12 protein-coding genes and 10 tRNA genes are annotated in these 16,740 nt (G+C 50.7%); 4 read left to right on the top strand and 18 right to left on the bottom strand.

The window, feature by feature from the left end:
* From hflK to tsaE, 7 genes are all read right to left on the bottom strand, one after another.
* On the bottom strand, positions 1–1,191 hold the full coding sequence (gene hflK / locus J0X00_RS13320; protein WP_136487907.1) for an FtsH protease activity modulator HflK: 1,191 nt from the start codon (positions 1,189–1,191) through the stop codon (positions 1–3).
* A 45-nt stretch (positions 1,192–1,236) separates the two neighbouring features.
* Positions 1,237–2,526, bottom strand: a complete 1,290-nt coding sequence (gene hflX / locus J0X00_RS13315; RefSeq protein WP_136487906.1) for a ribosome rescue GTPase HflX — start codon at positions 2,524–2,526, stop codon at positions 1,237–1,239.
* A 42-nt stretch (positions 2,527–2,568) separates the two neighbouring features.
* Positions 2,569–2,832, bottom strand: a complete 264-nt coding sequence (gene hfq, locus J0X00_RS13310; protein WP_136487905.1) for an RNA chaperone Hfq — start codon at positions 2,830–2,832, stop codon at positions 2,569–2,571.
* A gap of 197 nt (positions 2,833–3,029) precedes the next feature.
* The gene (miaA, locus tag J0X00_RS13305; RefSeq protein ID WP_136487904.1) at positions 3,030–3,962 is read right to left on the bottom strand and encodes a tRNA (adenosine(37)-N6)-dimethylallyltransferase MiaA; all 933 of its coding nucleotides are present in this window, start codon (positions 3,960–3,962) and stop codon (positions 3,030–3,032) included.
* Entirely contained in the window at positions 3,959–6,034 is a 2,076-nt protein-coding gene (mutL, locus tag J0X00_RS13300) for a DNA mismatch repair endonuclease MutL (protein WP_282478238.1), read from the bottom strand. Before mutL ends, miaA begins: the two co-directional genes overlap by 4 nt.
* A 12-nt stretch (positions 6,035–6,046) precedes the next feature.
* Positions 6,047–7,720: an N-acetylmuramoyl-L-alanine amidase gene (locus J0X00_RS13295; RefSeq protein WP_282478294.1), complete on the bottom strand. Its 1,674-nt coding sequence runs from the start codon at positions 7,718–7,720 to the stop codon at positions 6,047–6,049.
* 38 nt (positions 7,721–7,758) lie between these two features.
* The gene (tsaE, locus tag J0X00_RS13290; RefSeq protein ID WP_136487901.1) at positions 7,759–8,223 is read right to left on the bottom strand and encodes a tRNA (adenosine(37)-N6)-threonylcarbamoyltransferase complex ATPase subunit type 1 TsaE; all 465 of its coding nucleotides are present in this window, start codon (positions 8,221–8,223) and stop codon (positions 7,759–7,761) included.
* Positions 8,224–8,430: 207 nt separating this feature from the next.
* Here tsaE and queG point away from each other — a divergent pair, with 207 nt between their 5' ends.
* Positions 8,431–9,543, top strand: a complete 1,113-nt coding sequence (gene queG / locus J0X00_RS13285; protein ID WP_282478237.1) for a tRNA epoxyqueuosine(34) reductase QueG — start codon at positions 8,431–8,433, stop codon at positions 9,541–9,543.
* Positions 9,544–10,407: 864 nt separating this feature from the next.
* On the opposite strand, the gene J0X00_RS13280 is transcribed toward queG, so the two are convergent.
* The 11 genes from J0X00_RS13280 to orn all read right to left on the bottom strand — a co-directional run bounded on the left by J0X00_RS13280 (position 10,408) and on the right by orn (position 12,686).
* Positions 10,408–10,484, bottom strand: a tRNA-Met gene (locus J0X00_RS13280).
* A 60-nt stretch (positions 10,485–10,544) separates the two neighbouring features.
* A tRNA-Gly gene (locus J0X00_RS13275) sits at positions 10,545–10,620 on the bottom strand.
* Positions 10,621–10,654: 34 nt separating this feature from the next.
* Positions 10,655–10,731: transfer RNA gene (locus J0X00_RS13270), tRNA-Met, on the bottom strand.
* 199 nt (positions 10,732–10,930) lie between these two features.
* Positions 10,931–11,006 (bottom strand) — tRNA-Gly (locus tag J0X00_RS13265).
* Between the two features lie 122 nt (positions 11,007–11,128).
* A tRNA-Met gene (locus J0X00_RS13260) sits at positions 11,129–11,205 on the bottom strand.
* 59 nt (positions 11,206–11,264) lie between these two features.
* Positions 11,265–11,340 (bottom strand) — tRNA-Gly (locus J0X00_RS13255).
* A 121-nt stretch (positions 11,341–11,461) separates the two neighbouring features.
* Positions 11,462–11,538 (bottom strand) — tRNA-Met (locus tag J0X00_RS13250).
* Between the two features lie 60 nt (positions 11,539–11,598).
* A tRNA-Gly gene (locus tag J0X00_RS13245) sits at positions 11,599–11,674 on the bottom strand.
* 50 nt (positions 11,675–11,724) lie between these two features.
* A tRNA-Gly gene (locus J0X00_RS13240) sits at positions 11,725–11,800 on the bottom strand.
* A gap of 51 nt (positions 11,801–11,851) precedes the next feature.
* A tRNA-Gly gene (locus J0X00_RS13235) sits at positions 11,852–11,927 on the bottom strand.
* Between the two features lie 213 nt (positions 11,928–12,140).
* Complete coding sequence (orn, locus tag J0X00_RS13230; protein ID WP_218562437.1) at positions 12,141–12,686, bottom strand: oligoribonuclease; 546 nt, start codon at positions 12,684–12,686, stop codon at positions 12,141–12,143.
* Between the two features lie 170 nt (positions 12,687–12,856).
* On the opposite strand from orn, the gene rsgA reads away from it, so the two are divergent.
* The 3 genes from rsgA to J0X00_RS13215 all read left to right on the top strand — a co-directional run bounded on the left by rsgA (position 12,857) and on the right by J0X00_RS13215 (position 16,504).
* Complete coding sequence (gene rsgA / locus J0X00_RS13225; protein WP_136487882.1) at positions 12,857–13,918, top strand: small ribosomal subunit biogenesis GTPase RsgA; 1,062 nt, start codon at positions 12,857–12,859, stop codon at positions 13,916–13,918.
* A gap of 147 nt (positions 13,919–14,065) precedes the next feature.
* Positions 14,066–14,923, top strand: coding sequence for an archaetidylserine decarboxylase (asd, locus tag J0X00_RS13220; protein ID WP_136487883.1), 858 nt, complete (start codon positions 14,066–14,068; stop codon positions 14,921–14,923).
* Positions 14,924–15,088: 165 nt separating this feature from the next.
* Positions 15,089–16,504 (top strand): SLC13 family permease, encoded by a 1,416-nt coding sequence (locus tag J0X00_RS13215; RefSeq protein ID WP_282478236.1) that lies wholly within the window; start codon positions 15,089–15,091, stop codon positions 16,502–16,504.
* Positions 16,505–16,740 lie beyond the last annotated feature (236 nt).

Below are 16,740 nucleotides of genomic sequence, written 5' to 3'. Positions count from 1 at the left end.
TTAGTATCTCCCTTGACGTGTGCTGGTTGAACGAGATTGGTCTTCACTTGGCGTTTCAGTACGCTGTGATTCCAGTTCGATCTTGTCGTAAGCCGACGAAGATTTGGTCTGACGTTTGGTCTGCTCACCTTCCTGACCTGCCAGCTTATCAATTGGCAGGTACAGCAGGTTGCCGCTTGAGTCTGAATCCACCAGCACTTTAGATGTATTACTGTACACTTCCTGCATCGCATCCAGGTAGAGACGATCACGGGTAACTTGTGGCGCCGCCTGGTATTCCGGTAACAGTTTCTCGAACTGCGCTACCTGACCCAGAGCTTCGTTGACGATGCGCTCATTGTAACCTTGTGCTTCTTTCTTCAGACGCTCAGCACGACCGGTTGCTTTAGGCAAAATTTCGTTTTTGTACGCTTCTGCTTCACGGATGAAACGCTCTTCATCTTCTCGCGCGGCAATCGCGTCATCAAACGCGTCTTTTACCTGCTCCGGCGGACGGGCAGACTGGAAGTTGACATCGACCAGAATCAGGCCCATGTCGTAGTTATCAATGATTTGATTCAGTGTTTCCTGAGTGTACTGACGAATCTGTTGACGACCACTGGTCAGGATGCTGTCCATCAGCGAGTCACCGATTACCGCACGCAGTGCAGAGTCGGTGGCCTGACGCAGGCTGTCATCCGCATTGGTCACCTTGTACAGGTACTTGTACGGGTCAGCGATACGGTACTGAACGTCCATCGAAACCGTCACCACGTTTTCATCTTTGGTCAGCATGAGACCTGATGCACGCAGTGAACGGATCGCCTGCACGTTAACCGGAGTCACTTCATCGATAAAACGCGGACGCCAGTTCAGGCCCGGATCAACGATACGATCGTATTTACCCAGACGTAACACCACGCCACGCTCAGCTTCACCAATTGTGTAGAAGCCAGCAAAGAACCAGATAGCGATCGCTATAACAGCAATGACACCAAAGCCAATTGCGCTACCACCAGAGAAAGACGGTCCTTTCCCTCCGCCTCGCTTACCAAACTTGCCCCCCAGTTTCTGACTCAGCTTGTTAAAGACTTCGTCTAAATCTGGCGGACCTTGTTCACGGCCACCTTTACCGCCGCGATTATTGTTACCCCAAGGGTCATTATCGCGGCCGTTGTTGCCGTTGTTATTACCGGGCTCATTCCACGCCATTAGAAAGCTCCATCATTTGATATGACGTTATACTTTAGCAGTCCTTTAAGTAACTATAAAGTCACGTAAAACTGCCTCTTCTCTTTTCTCTAGTCTAGACCAATCCACCTGCTGCATACGAACTGTGATCAGTAAATTGCCTTCCTGATCATACTCTTCGTCCTGTATACACTTCATTTGGAAGAATGTACTACGGATTCTGCCCTGATGTTGCGGCGGAATGCACAGGCGGTGCTCGACTATCTGACTGGCCAAACGCTCGGTCAGTGCTGCAAATAGCAGATCCAGCCCCTGACCTTCCATAGCCGAGAGCCATACCGTTCTCGGTACGCCTTCGTCATCTCTCTCTATACGAGGTTGCTGTCCATCCAGATTATCTATTTTGTTCATCACCAGCAGAGTCGGGATTTCATTCGCCTCAATCTCTGTCAGTACAATATCAACAGCTTGGATATTCTCACGAAAACGGTCATCACTGGCATCGACAACATGTAACAAAATGTCAGCTTCCTGAGTTTCTTGTAACGTTGCTTTAAATGCCGCCACTAAATCGTGGGGTAAGTGACGAATAAAACCTACCGTGTCAGCCAGAATCGCCGGTCCGACATCCGCCAGGTCAATTTTACGCAGGGTAGGATCCAGCGTCGCAAATAACTGGTCTGCGGCGTAGACATCTGCCGCGGTAATGCGGTTAAACAGTGTCGATTTGCCTGCGTTTGTATAGCCGACCAGAGAAACAGTCGGAATTTCTGCCCGGTTACGAGCCCGTCGACCTTGTTCACGCTGTTTAGCCACTCGGTCTAAACGGCGCAGAATCGCTTTGATACGTTCACGCAATAAACGACGGTCGGTTTCCAGCTGAGTTTCCCCCGGCCCACGTAAACCGATACCCCCTTTCTGCCGCTCCAGGTGCGTCCAACCACGAATCAGGCGCGTTGAGATATGACGCAGCTGCGCCAATTCAACTTGTAGTTTACCTTCATGGGTACGGGCACGCTGTGCAAAGATATCCAGGATCAGACCGGTACGGTCAATCACCCGACACTGGCAGAGATGTTCGAGGTTACGTTCTTGGGCAGGAGAAAGGGCATGGTTGAAAATCACCACATCCGCGCCGGTCATCTGAACGGCTTGTGCGATTTCCTGGGCTTTGCCCTCACCGACATAATATTTAGGGTGAGGAGATTGTCGGCTGCCGGTCACAACCTGCAGCGTCGATACTCCAGCAGAAGAGACCAGCATCTGGCATTCGCTGAGATCTTCCCACTCACCCTCTTGCGTGAAGTTGATATGAACAAGTACGGCTCGCTCACCGGCTTCATAACGGTCAAACAAGCTACCAACTCCTTAATCGATAGTAATATACACGCAGAAGAATTAGTCTTCTGACTTATCAGCACCACGCTCATTAGCAGGACGTTCACCGCTGTGATGGCTCACAGGACGAGCAGGTACTACTGTTGAAATCGCGTGCTTGTAAACCATTTGGTTTACTGTGTTTTTCAATAGGATCACAAACTGATCAAATGATTCAATCTGGCCTTGCAGTTTAATGCCGTTTACCAAGTAAATTGATACTGGGATACGCTCGCGACGTAGTGCATTCAAGAATGGGTCTTGTAGAGATTGCCCCTTAGCCATTTTATTTTCCTTATTTTGTATTTTGTTGTAGTTATTTAGCTAGCGGTGCACGAACTTCTGTGCGGCCTTCGCATCTGAGCTAAACGAATAAAATCACCCCGTTGTTACCTATGATTGGGGCAGATGCGCCAAAAACAAGTAACGGATCCTTTACAGGGTACATCTACGCAAAAGCGATCACATTATACACAGCTAATTCAATCAGATGCTATGGCATTTGAGAGAGTTTCCAATGCTTGTTCAACGTTTTCGCTATCTAACCAAGTTAAATCATTCCAGCTGCGTAACCAGGTGATCTGACGCTTGGCCAATTGACGAGTGGCGCAGATTCCGCGAAAAATCGCTTCATCCAGAGTACCGTTCCCGTCTAAGTAATCCCACATCTGTCGATAACCGACACAACGAATGGATGGCAGATCCGGGTGAAGATCATCACGCTGATACAGCGCTCTGACTTCTTGTTCAAACCCGGCTTCGACCATCTTTTCAAATCGGAGTTCAATTCGACGATGGAGTTCAGCCCTTTCCTTGGGAGCTATAGCGAACTGCTTAACCCGGAAAGGCAATGCCTCACCTTTAGTTTGAGTCAGTTCAGTAAGAGTTTTACCTGAAATCCGGTAAACTTCCAATGCCCGAGACAATCTTTGTGGATCATTTGGATGAATTCGCTGCGCAGAAACGGGATCAATGTCTTGCAACTGCTGATGCAGATGAGCCCAGCCAAACTGTTTGGCCTCGTCATCGATCTGCTGACGAATATCAGGATTCGCCGCCGGCAGAGGCGATAAACCTTCCAGCAGCGCTTTGTAATACAGCATAGTACCGCCCACCAGTAGCGGGATTTTGCCCTGATCGGCAATCGCCTGCATTTCACGCAGGGCATCGCGACGAAAATCAGCTGCTGAGTAAGCCTCGCTCGGATCGAGAATATCGATCAGACGATGCGGCGCCAGTGCCAGTTCAGACGGCTCCGGCTTGGCGGTGCCGATATCCATGCCTTTATAAATCAAAGCGGAATCGACACTGATGATCTCGACCGGGAATTTCTGGCGCAGGCGAATCGCCAGATCGGTTTTACCGGAGGCGGTCGGCCCCATTAAAAACAGGGCTAAAGGTAATTGTTCACTCATGACTTCAATGCTGCAATGGTCGCGGAAAAATCCACAGGCCGGACAAACTGCCTGTCGTGTAAGGGAAGGGTTCCCTGCCACAACTGCTCAATCTCTGCTATCAATTGGATGGCCTGCGACAAAGTGTAGTCCGCTTTGCGGTCTGCCACATAATCAGCCAACCAATCCGCCAGAGCGCCGAGGGTTAACTCATCCGCTGCCTGCTCGTAAATTTGGGTGACGTAAGATAACAGATCTGGCAGTAAGTTTTGCAGATTTTGCTGCCTTAATGGTTGCGGCACCCCCATCACCATCAAAGAAGTGCCATTGCGCGCTTTGAGCTCAATACCAAACCGGCTGAGCAGAGGCTGATAATGCGGCAGCGCGGCAGCTTCCTGCGGGGAAATTTTCAGTGCCAGCGGTACCAACAGCGGCTGACTCCTGAGTGACTCTTGCTGCGGTTCAAGCTGACCACGACTGCGCAGCCAGGCCGCTTTGGCCAGTGACAACAATACACACCCCTGCAGAGACGTCATCAGCAGATACTCGCCTTCCACCACAGCAACCGCTTTGCCGAGCTGTTCGAGGCTGAGCGGCAACTCCTCTGGATGGGGAACCTGTGTCTGGTGCTGAGCTGGTTGATCGCCTTGTGAAGCTGCGGATGGTAAATCCGGGGTTTGCATTAAACGCTGGTAGGCTCTGACCTCTGCCGCACTGGGAGACGGTTTGGAACCGCGCTCGGATGCCGCCCGGCCCGACGAAGACGAGACCTCACGCCACTCAGAACGCGGCGCCGATTCACGCACCTGACTGCGCTCGCCGCCTGATGAAGAGCGGTCGGAGGCGTAGTCAGAACGCCCCGGATAGGACGGGGTATTTTCCACCGCACGATAAACATGCTGAGGCACCGGCGATGAGCCGGCTTCAGCCACCGCTGGCTGCGCCAGCCGGTTGTCCTCTTCTGCCGTCTGTTCTGACATCGCGGCCTGCTCTGACATCACGGCCTGGTCACTTGGCTGCACTGGCGGGGATGGCTGAGACGACGAATGGGGCTGATGGAATGCCGCTTCACTGTGGGCCGGAGCATCAATATGCTGGCTTTGTGCTAACGCGCTGCTCAGCGCCTGATAAATAAAATCATGCACCAGTCGGGCCTGATGGAAACGCACCTCATGCTTGGCGGGGTGGACATTAACATCCACTTGATGCGGATCGATTTCGATAAACAGGACATAAGTTGCGAACTGGTCGGGACGCAGGCTGGTTTCATAACTCTGGCGGATGGCATGATTGATGAGTTTGTCGCGCATCATGCGTCCGTTGACATAGCAGTACTGCAAGTCACTTTGGCTACGGGCGCCCTCTGGGGTGGTTATCCAGCCATGCAGTCTGAGCCCCTGATGTTCGAGCTCAATTTTCAGCATATGACGCACAAAAGAGGCACCGCAAACCGCAGCAATACGCTTTTCCAGCTGAATTTCCGTTTTGGCAGCCCGGTACTGGCGAATCATTTTACCGTTATGGCGCAGATTAAAGGTGACATCAAAACGGCTCAGAGCAATACGCTTGAGCAACTCGTCGATATGGGTAAATTCGGTCTTTTCGGTACGCAGGAATTTGCGCCGCGCCGGAGTATTGAAAAACAGATCCAGCACTTCCACACTGGTTCCGATCGGATGTGCTGCCGGTTGCAGCTTCACTTCCATATCGCGGCCTTCACTGTAGGCGGACCAGGCTTCTTCCTGTGTCGCCGGGCGAGAAGTCATAGTCAGACGTGACACCGAACTGATACTGGCCAGCGCTTCACCACGAAAGCCGAGGCTGATGATGGCTTCGAGATCATCCAGAGTATGGATTTTAGAGGTCGCGTGACGACTCAATGCCAGCCCTAATTCATCTTTATCTATCCCGCAGCCGTTATCTCGGATACGGATCAGCTTGGCACCGCCTTTTTCGATATCGATATCGATGCGGGTAGCACCGGAATCAAGGCTGTTCTCAACCAGTTCTTTGACCACAGAAGCCGGTCTTTCCACCACTTCCCCGGCGGCAATCTGGTTTGCCAGACGTGCCGGCAAAATACGAATCGTCATACACGCCCCGTGTTATTTATTGGGAATAATCAGCACCTGTCCCACCGCCAGCTGATCAGAACGCAGCTTGTTGGCATCGCGAATACTCTGAACGCTGACACTGTATTGTGAGGCAATTTTACCGAGGAATTCACCACGCGCCACCTTATGTTTACGCAATGGCTTATCTTTCAGACTGACGGTAATTTTCAGCTTCTGTCCCAGGCGCAGAGTATCGGACTTCAGGTTATTCTCACGCTTAATCGCCTCAACCGATACTTTATAGGTCGCGGCAAGCTTACCGAGGTAATCACCGGATTTCACCTCATGGGTAATCGTCTCGGTCTCAACCGGATTATTCAGCACCGGAACCTGGACCGGAGAACGCTGCCCTCCCGGAATAGTCAGTACCTGCCCCACCGCAATGCTGCTGCTTTTCAGCTTGTTGACCTGCATCAGGGTATCCACGCTGGTACCGTACTTACTGGCAATCACCGACAACGATTCGCCGCGCGCCACTTTATGCTGCTGCTTTTTACCCCGGTTGGCAAACAGTGTTCCTTCCGGCGGATTATCCTCAAAATACTGCACCACCGCTTTGGTCATCGCCCGGGCCAGCTTGTCCTGATGGCTGCGCTGGAAGAGTAGCTTCTCCTCCGTGGGGTTAGAGATAAAACCGGTCTCTACCAACACCGAAGGAATATCCGGTGATTTCAACACTGCCAGACTGGCGTTGACCGGGTCTTTTTTATGTAAGTGTGCCACTTTACCCATTTCCCGCAAAATGTTGGAGGCGACTTTGTAGCCCTCTTTCTGCGAATGGCTGAACTGCAGATCAAGCAAGGTCTGACTGACGTTGCGGTCGGCATTGTTCTTAGACAATACTTCACCGGCACCACCCAGTAATTCTGATTGCTGCTCATGATTTTCAACCCAACGGGCAATCTCGGTATTGGCACGACGGGTGTTAAGCACAAACACCGATGCGCCACGCGGCTGCGGCGAACGGAATGCGTCTGCGTGTACCGACACCAATAAGTGCGCTTTGTTCTTACGGGCGATTTCTGAACGTTTGTTGAGATTGACGAAATAGTCGCCACGACGAGTCAGTACCGCCTTCATACCCGGAACCGCATTGATCTGCGCCGCCAGCTTCTTGGCCACACTCAGCGTGATGTCCTTTTCATAGCGACGGGACGGACCAATTGAGCCCGGATCTTCGCCACCATGTCCGGCGTCGATAGCCACCACGATATCTTCGGTACCATACAGCTGAGAGGCATCTCGGCTGACTTTATTCTCGCTGCTGCCAGCAGATGACGCGGTCGATGACGTATCGCCATGGGGCAGATCGATGACCAAACGATGACCGTACTGCCCTCCCGGTGTCGGAGCCAGTTTGAACAATTGCGGCGTGGTGCTTTTTTTCAATTCCAGCACCAGACGGTAGGTCGATTTCTCAGGAGGAGAGCTGGCACGGATTTTGGTAAGAATTGCACTGTCGCTGACCGAAACCGGCAGCTTAGTGCCTGATGAGGTTTGCTGCAGGTCAACCACCAGGCGATCAGGGCCACTTAAGGTAAAGTAACTGAAGGTGACCTCAGACTTAACGTCGATCACGACACGAGTTTCATCGGGTGAGGGCCAGACCCGCACCCCTTCGAGAACATTGGCATTCGCAAGCGCAGAAACAAATGCCAGCGCCATGACAATCAGGGCGCTGCAAAAACGGGAAGGTTTAACAATCAACATAACTCCAACTGACTCAGTAAAGTTCGCCCATAGTCATTATTGGCCGTCAACACCGCCTGACGTTGCTGCCCATCGTAACGCATTTCAATATCCAGGTCGGATGTGGGCAGCATGCCGTAGCCCTTCTCAGGCCATTCCACCAGACAAATAGCATCATCGGTAAAGTAATCGCGGATACCCATGAATTCTAACTCTTCCGGATCCGCCAGACGGTAAAGATCAAAATGATAAACCTGCCAATCGGCTAACTGATACGGTTCCACCAAGGTGTAAGTCGGGCTTTTCACATTACCCGGATGACCGAGAGCGCGAATGAAACCGCGGCTGAACGTGGTTTTACCGGCGCCTAGATCACCGTGCAGATAGAGGGTGGTTTGTTGCGAGCACAGATTTGCCAGCGCCGTGCCGAGTTTTACCGTCTCTTGCTCATCTTTAAGAGTGAAAGTCTTGGTGCTCATGAATAATATCTCTAATACGTCGAACATCGACTATATAAAAATCAAAAGAAACAGAATAGTAAACTGGGTTGGATTTAAGAGACAAGCTCTGTTCTGTAAGCATACCGAAAAATCTTCGGTGGATAAGAAGTAAAAGCGCCGGATCCGGCTGGATCCACAGACTGAGATCCGCTAAGATCCCGCCCCCCTTGCAGCGAGCGTTAGACTATGGATTACCATCAACTTGCCGATCAAATCAAACTGTGGGCCAAACAACTCGGTTTTGACAAGGTTGGGATCTGCGATGTCGATCTAAGTGAACACGAAGCGGAGCTGCAGCGCTGGCTGGATGCCGGCTACCATGGTGATATGGACTGGATGGCAAGACATGGCATGCTAAGAGCCCGGCCAGACGAGCTGCTGCCAGGCACGATTCGGGTTATCAGCGCACGAATGAACTATCTGCCACCACAAGCCCAGTTTGCCAGTAACCTTGATGATCCGAGCCAGGCCTATATCAGCCGCTATGCGCTGGGGCGTGACTATCACAAGCTGGTACGCAACCAGTTAAAAAAGCTGGGTGAAAAAATTGAGCAGGCCGTGGGACAGTTAGGTTATCGCCCGTTTGTGGACTCGGCGCCTATTCTGGAGCGCCCGCTGGCGCAAAAAGCCGGACTGGGCTGGAGCGGCAAGCACTCACTGATACTGGATAAAGACGCAGGTTCATGGTTCTTTCTCGGTGAGTTGCTGGTTGATATCCCGTTGCCGGTTGATACACCAGCCAGTAATGAGTGCGGAAAATGCCAGGCCTGCATGACATCCTGCCCGACCGGTGCGATTACAGAAGAAGGGGTCGTTGATGCCAGACGCTGCATTTCGTATCTGACAATTGAGTTTGCCGGTGTGATACCGCTCGAGTTTCGCCAAGCGATGGGTAACCGAATTTATGGCTGTGATGATTGTCAGTTGGTGTGTCCGTGGAACCGCTTTTCCGATGTGACCGAACAGATCGATTTTCATCGACGGGATATTTTTAACGACCCGGATCTGGTCACGCTATTTGAATGGGATGAAGAAACCTTCCTACGCAATATGCAAGGCTCGGCAATTAGACGTATCGGCCATGAGCAATGGCAGCGTAACTTAATTGTTGCCATGGGGAATGCCCCTTACTCTGGCAGAATCATTGCCACGCTGGAGAGTCACCAAGGCCGCTCAGAATTGCTGGATACACATATTGAGTGGGCGCTGGCGCAACAGTACCAACAGTTACCACAGACGAATAACAAGCATCAACGCTTAATACGGATAATCCAAAAAGGGCTGCCAAGGGATGCATGAGTAATATCTGGTGACACAACCGCTACGCACATACTTTGATATGGTTCTCAAATATACGTAATGTGGAAAAAATTTTAACTCCACTTCATTTTCTAAATTTCAGAAAAGTTAGTCACACCAGCAGGAAATGATTAGGATCAACGAAAATACAGTTAATGATCGTTTTTTATCCAGAAGAAAACCGAGAAAAATCAAAAGATATCTATTAGAATCAAAAAGTTACATATAACCCAGTTGTTGAACATAACTGGGGACACGAGAAAAGATCCTGCCGCAAGTGTCCATTCCAGCTACTGAAAAACACTTTATACACCAAGTTATCCACAATTCTATTCTGTGGATAAGTCTGTTAATGAACGGTACAAAATCCGTGTACTCCTGACAAAAGAGCAACGAAAACTTGCTGGATAATGTTTTTTTGAGGTAAAAAAACCACCCTGCCAGACAGCAGCGTGTTCTTTTTAAATGGGGGTTTATGCTTCACAGCATTAGAGAAAGAGCGTTGGCGACTAAGCCAGATTTGCTGTTTTCAAAGCAAAAAAATCTGCGAACCAGTCGCAGTATTCTTTAACTTCTATTCACTTTGTTGAATTTGGTTGCTTTGCCGGGCTGTATTTGAACCTAGCGGCGCATCCGTCGATGACCTGAGGGTTATGATTATCACAACGGTCAGACTATCTTGAATTTGGTTGCGGGGGCCGGATTTGAATCGGGCGGCGCATCCGTCGACGGCCTGAGGGTTATGATTCTCATAACGTTCAGACTATCTGAAATTTGGTTGCGGGGGCCAGATTTGAACCGGGCGGCGCATCCGTCGACGGCCTGAGGGTTATGATTATCACAACGAGCAGACTATCTTGAATTTGGTTGCGGGGGCCGGATTTGAACCGACGACCTTCGGGTTATGAGCCCGACGAGCTACCAAGCTGCTCCACCCCGCGTCCGTATTGTGTTCACCGTTGAGCACGATGAGGGCTTGTACTTTCGGTTAAGAAAGAATTTGGAGCGACACACGAGGTTCGAACTCGTGACCTCAACCTTGGCAAGGTTGCGCTCTACCAACTGAGCTAGTGTCGCATAACAATTCGTTATTAAACCAATTGCTTGAATTTGGTTGCGGGGGCCGGATTTGAACCGACGACCTTCGGGTTATGAGCCCGACGAGCTACCAAGCTGCTCCACCCCGCGTCCGTATTGTGTCACCGTTAAGCACGATGAAGGCTTTTACTTTCTGTTAAGAAAGAATTTGGAGCGACACACGAGGTTCCCTTACCTTTAACAAAAAGGCGTGACCTCAACCTTAGCAAGGTTGCGCTCTATTTAATGAGCGAGTGTCGCAAGGATTAATCGTATTAACGATTAATCTAGCTTTCTTTATCAAAGAAAATGGAGCGACACACGAGGTTCGAACTCGTGACCTCAACCTTGGCAAGGTTGCGCTCTACCAACTGAGCTAGTGTCGCATAACAATTCGTTATTAAACCAATTGTTTGAATTTGGTTGCGGGGCCGGGTTTGTACCGGGCGGCGCATCCGTCGACGGCCTGAGGGTTATGATTCTCATAACGTTCAGACTATCTGAAATTTGGTTGCGGGGGCCGGATTTGAACCGACGACCTTCGGGTTATGAGCCCGACGAGCTACCAAGCTGCTCCACCCCGCGTCCGTATTGTGTCACCGTTAAGCACGATGAAGGCTTTTACTTTCTGTTAAGAAAGAATTTGGAGCGACACACGAGGTTCGAACTCGTGACCTCAACCTTGGCAAGGTTGCGCTCTACCAACTGAGCTAGTGTCGCATAACAATTCGTTATTAAACCAATTGCTTGAATTTGGTTGCGGGGCCGGGTTTGTACCGGGCGGCGCATCCGTCGACGGCCTGAGGGTTATGATTCTCATAACGTTCAGACTATCTGAATGTGGTTGCGGGGGCCGGATTTGAACCGACGACCTTCGGGTTATGAGCCCGACGAGCTACCAAGCTGCTCCACCCCGCGTCCGTATTGTGTCACCGTTAAGCACGATGAAGGCTTTTACTTTCTGTTAAGAAAGTAATTTGGAGCGACACACGAGGTTCGAACTCGTGACCTCAACCTTGGCAAGGTTGCGCTCTACCAACTGAGCTAGTGTCGCATGTCATCGTTAAGCACGATAAAGGCTGTACTTTCTGTTAAGAAAGATTTTGGAGCGACACACGAGGTTCGAACTCGTGACCTCAACCTTGGCAAGGTTGCGCTCTACCAACTGAGCTAGTGTCGCATTGTCATCGTTAAGCACGATACAGGCTGTACTTTCTGTTAAGAAAGATTTTGGAGCGACACACGAGGTTCGAACTCGTGACCTCAACCTTGGCAAGGTTGCGCTCTACCAACTGAGCTAGTGTCGCATCAACAACGATTTCCGTCGTTTAGGGCTGCGAATTATAAGAGCATTTTTTTGCGATGCAAGAGATTCTCGCTAAAAAAACAGAAGTTTTTTTTGTTTGCCGAAAAAACATGCAGAAAGCACCATATTTGAGAGGCTTACTGGCGACTATAGCAGCAGCAAGCGTCTCAAGCGGACATTGAACACAGCCCAAATGCGTTATTCGCACCACAAATCAGATGGAGAATATGGTCGCACGATAATATTTGAGTTCAGCAATCGACTCACGAATATCATCCAGAGCAAGGTGGCTGCCCTGTTTAGAAAAACCATCCAGAATTTCCGGTTTCCAGCGCCGAGTCAGTTCTTTCAGGGTACTGACATCAAGATAGCGATAATGAAAATAGGCTTCCAGGCGTGGCATATGCTGGTAAAGGAAGCGACGATCCTGGCCGATGCTGTTACCACAGATGGGTGACTTACCCTCAGGAACCCACTGGCGCAAAAACGCGATAGTCTGTTCAACGGCTTCATCTTCGCTGATGGTACTATTGCGCACACGCTCCACCAGCCCGCTTGAGGTATGCGTATTGGTACACCAGTCATCCATTTTCTGCAATTCTGATTCTGGCTGATGAATTGCTAACACCGGACCTTCAGCCAGAATATTGAGCTGAGAGTCGGTCACAATAGTCGCAATTTCAATGATTTTATGAGATTCCGGCTCTAAGCCAGTCATCTCCAGATCGACCCAAATCAGGTTTTGATCGCTAAAAGACATAGACGGGTACCTATAGGTTTATCGATAAAGCAGGTACTATATACCCAAGTGTACATAATTCAAATTGTCAGCCGCGGCTGATAACGAAAATTTCAACCCGATGATTTGCGGCAATCTGCGGAGTTTTTCCGGGCTTCCCAAACCATCCAGCAACACGAAAGTAGAGCAGAGTGGCAAAGAAAAAAAAGCTGACTAAGGGTCAGGTACGACGCGTTCGGAATAACCAACACCGTAAACTGAAACAGGAAAAAACCATCGAATGGGATGAGTCGATGCTGCACAGCGCCAAAACGGGTCTGGTGATTACCCGTTTTGGTCAACATGCTGATGTGGAAGATCCGGAAAGCGGTGAAATTCACCGTTGTAACCTGCGCAGAGGGATTGAAACGCTGGTCTCAGGTGACAAAGTTATCTGGCGCCCGGGAGTGGAAAAGCTGGCCGGCATCTCCGGAGTGGTCGAAGCCGTTGAGCCACGCCAATCCGTACTGACCCGCCCGGATTATTACGATGGTTTAAAACCGGTGGCTGCCAACGTCGATCAGATGGTGATCGTCTCTTCTGTTCTGCCCGACTTATCGCTCAATATCATTGACCGTTATCTGATAGCGGCCGAAACCCTGGCGATTTCTCCATTGCTGGTCCTCAATAAAGTCGATCTGCTGGACGATGCTCAGCGTGAACACTATCAGACCTTGTTGGGTGAATATCAACGCATCGGTTACGAAGTGCTCTACGTCAGTAAAAAGAGTGGTGAAGGCATTGCGGCGCTGGAAGCTAAATTGGGTGAACACACCAATATTTTTGTCGGTCAGTCCGGTGTGGGTAAATCCAGTCTGGTGAATGCCCTGATGCCTGATTTGGAAGACTGGGTGGAAGAGGGTGAAATTTCCGAAACCTCAGGCCTTGGTCAACATACGACGACAGCCGCCCGTTTGTATCACATCCCTTCCGGTGGCGACCTTATCGACTCGCCGGGGGTGCGTGAATTCGGCCTGTGGCACTTGAGTGCAGAAGAAGTGACCAAAGCGTTTGTCGAGTTCCGCCCGTTTCTGGGTGGCTGTAAATTCCGTGACTGTAAGCATGGTGACGATCCGGGCTGCATGCTGCGTGAAGCGGTCGACAAAGGCGACATCAGTGCCGCGCGTTTTGAAAACTACCATCGCATTATCGAAAGCATGGGTGAAAATAAAGCCAACCGTCAGTATTCACGCAGTAAAAAAGCCGACTTGTAAGCGCTTAAGTCGCGATTTTGCGCAAAAACGTCGATACAGATAAAAAAGCAGAGATGTAATGACGTATGCTGGGATAACTGCTGACATGCGTCATTATTTTCAGTAACATTCTGCGCCCAAAAGTTAAACACATTGGAATTGTAAACAATGGATAAGATTAAAGTCAGACTGCAATACTGGATTCCCCAACATGGCCTGACCCGCCTGATGGGTAAACTGGCTTCAGCCAAGGCTGGCGGTCTGACCACAGCCGTCATTCGCTGGTTTATCAAACAGTACAACGTCAATATGGACGAAGCACTGCATTCAGATCCAAAGCACTTTAAAACCTTCAACGAGTTTTTCGTGCGTGAACTGAAAGCTGGCGCGCGCCCAATTGCCGCTGGTGACGAGGTAATTACCCACCCGGCCGATGCCTGTGTGAGCCAATTCGGCCCTATTACCGATGGCAAACTTATTCAGGCCAAAGGTCACGACTTCTCAGCCCAGGAACTGCTGGGCGGCGATGCCAAACTGGCAGAAGAATTCCGTGACGGTGACTTTGCCACACTGTATCTGTCGCCAAGCGATTATCACCGTGTTCATATGCCGTGTGATGGCACACTGCGTCAGATGATTTACGTACCTGGTGACCTGTTTTCGGTTAACCCGCTGACCGCTGAAAATGTGCCAAACCTGTTTGCACGTAACGAGCGTGTCGTGTGTATCTTTGATACTGAATTTGGCCCGATGGCCCAGGTGCTGGTTGGCGCAACGATCGTCGGCAGTATCGAGCTTATCTGGGCGGGTACCGTCACCCCGCCGCGCGGCAACACCGTATACCGCTGGGACTATCCGGCGGACGGTGATAAAGCGGTCGTACTGAAAAAAGGTCAGGAGATGGGCCGTTTCAAACTGGGCTCAACTGTGATTAACCTGTTTGCTAAAGATGCGATTCGTTTTGATGTGACCATGCAGAACAATACGCCGACTATGTTAGGTGCTGCGTACGCACATAAAGCCTAAGCGCTCAACGTCGCCTTCGCTTTCTGCGGAGGTGACGTTTGACTCTCCGCACACTTCCTGATCTGCATGACGCTTAATATGTAAAACTTTGCCACTCCTCTAAGACCTGTCACGGTTAAAACCTTACTCTGTCTGCAGTTATTTCGATTGGATAAGGAAGACGCGATGCAGACACTCAACACCAGCCTTATATTGCGGCTGATGATTTGTTTCGGATTGCCGGCATTGGTGCTGATGTTACCGATCGATGCCATTCCTATCGCCGACCTGACTCTGGTGCAACACCGCTTACTGGCGATTTTTCTGCTCGCGGCTTTGCTGTGGGTACTCGAACCGGTACCGGTATTCGCCACCTCAATTCTGATCATCGCCCTCGAGCTGGTCATGATTTCCAACAAAGGTCTGCACGCTTTTCGGGCACCGGTTGAAGGTCACGAGCTGGGGCAACTGCTGGCCTACACTGATATTTTTTCCGCCTTTTCCTCACCGATCATCATCTTGTTTATGGGTGGCTTTGCCCTGGCCATTGCCGCATCAAAATATGAACTGGACAACAACCTAGCGCGGGTCCTGCTCAAACCGTTTGGCAGTCAGCCTAAATTCATTATGCTCGGGCTGATGCTGATCACGTCCGTGTTCTCGATGTTCATGTCCAATACCGCAACCACAGTGATGATGCTGGCTCTGCTGGGCCCCATCGTTGCCTCAGCGCCAAAAGGCGACCTGGGGATTAAAGCCTTGGTACTGTGTATTCCAATCGCCGCCAATACCGGCGGCATCGCCACGCCAATAGGGACACCACCGAATGCCATCGCCTTGCAGTATCTGACCGGCGATAACAGCATCAGCTTCTTGTCCTGGATGATGATGGGGCTGCCGTTTGTGCTGATCCAGCTCACTCTGGCCTGGTTTTTACTACAAAAACTGTTTCCGTCTTCCCAGGCCAGTATGAGCCTCAAACTGGATGGTCGTTTCCAGCGCAGCTGGCAGGCGATGGTGGTGTATGTCACCTTTGCGCTTACCATAGTGCTGTGGATGACTACGGCGCTGCACGGCATGAACACTTACGTGGTCGCCATCCTTCCGCTGGCAGTGTTTACTCTGACCGGAATTATGGGCAAAGAAGAGCTGAAACAGATCAACTGGGATGTGTTGTGGCTGGTTGCCGGCGGGATTGCGATTGGTATCGGTCTGGAACAAACCGGACTTGCCCACGCACTGGCGCATGCGATTCATTATGAAACCCTGTCACCAATGGCCGTCGTCATCGCCTTATCTCTGGTGTGCTGGCTGATGGCCAACTTCATGTCCAATACCGCCACCGCTAACCTGTTAATGCCAATCGCAGCGGCCATTGGTACCAGTATGCCGAGCCTGGCCGAAGCCGGAGGCCTGCAGGGGCTGTTAGTCGTGGTGGCATTCTCCGCTTCTCTCGGGATGATATTACCGGTCTCAACACCGCCGAACTCGCTGGCCTACTCGACCGGCCTGATTGAAAGCAAAGATATGGCTAAGACCGGCCTGGCACTGGGCATTATCGGTCTGCTGGTTGTCTACCTCGCTGTAGCTATCCTGATCTAAACAGATAGTACTGCTATGAACAGGATAACCCTGCATAGGGCCAGCGCCACGGCGTGTGGCCCCCGTCTTTTATACTGCGCTTAACCGTCTATCGCACTGTACGACTGGCGGTCAGTGCCCCATAAGTCACTGTTTTAACCATTGCGCTGCCAATCCACCCTGCGGTCAATTCACTTTGTTTTCCATGTGGTTAATGGCATATTGAGTGCTCTTTTCTTTCCCCTTTCTGATAAGGA

It is taken from the genome of Vibrio sp. ABG19 (assembly GCF_029962385.1).
GTDB classification, from domain to species: Bacteria; Pseudomonadota; Gammaproteobacteria; order Enterobacterales; family Vibrionaceae; genus Vibrio; species Vibrio ostreae.
Note: the sequence above shows the minus strand (reverse complement) of the source record. Positions and strands in the feature narration are given on the sequence as shown.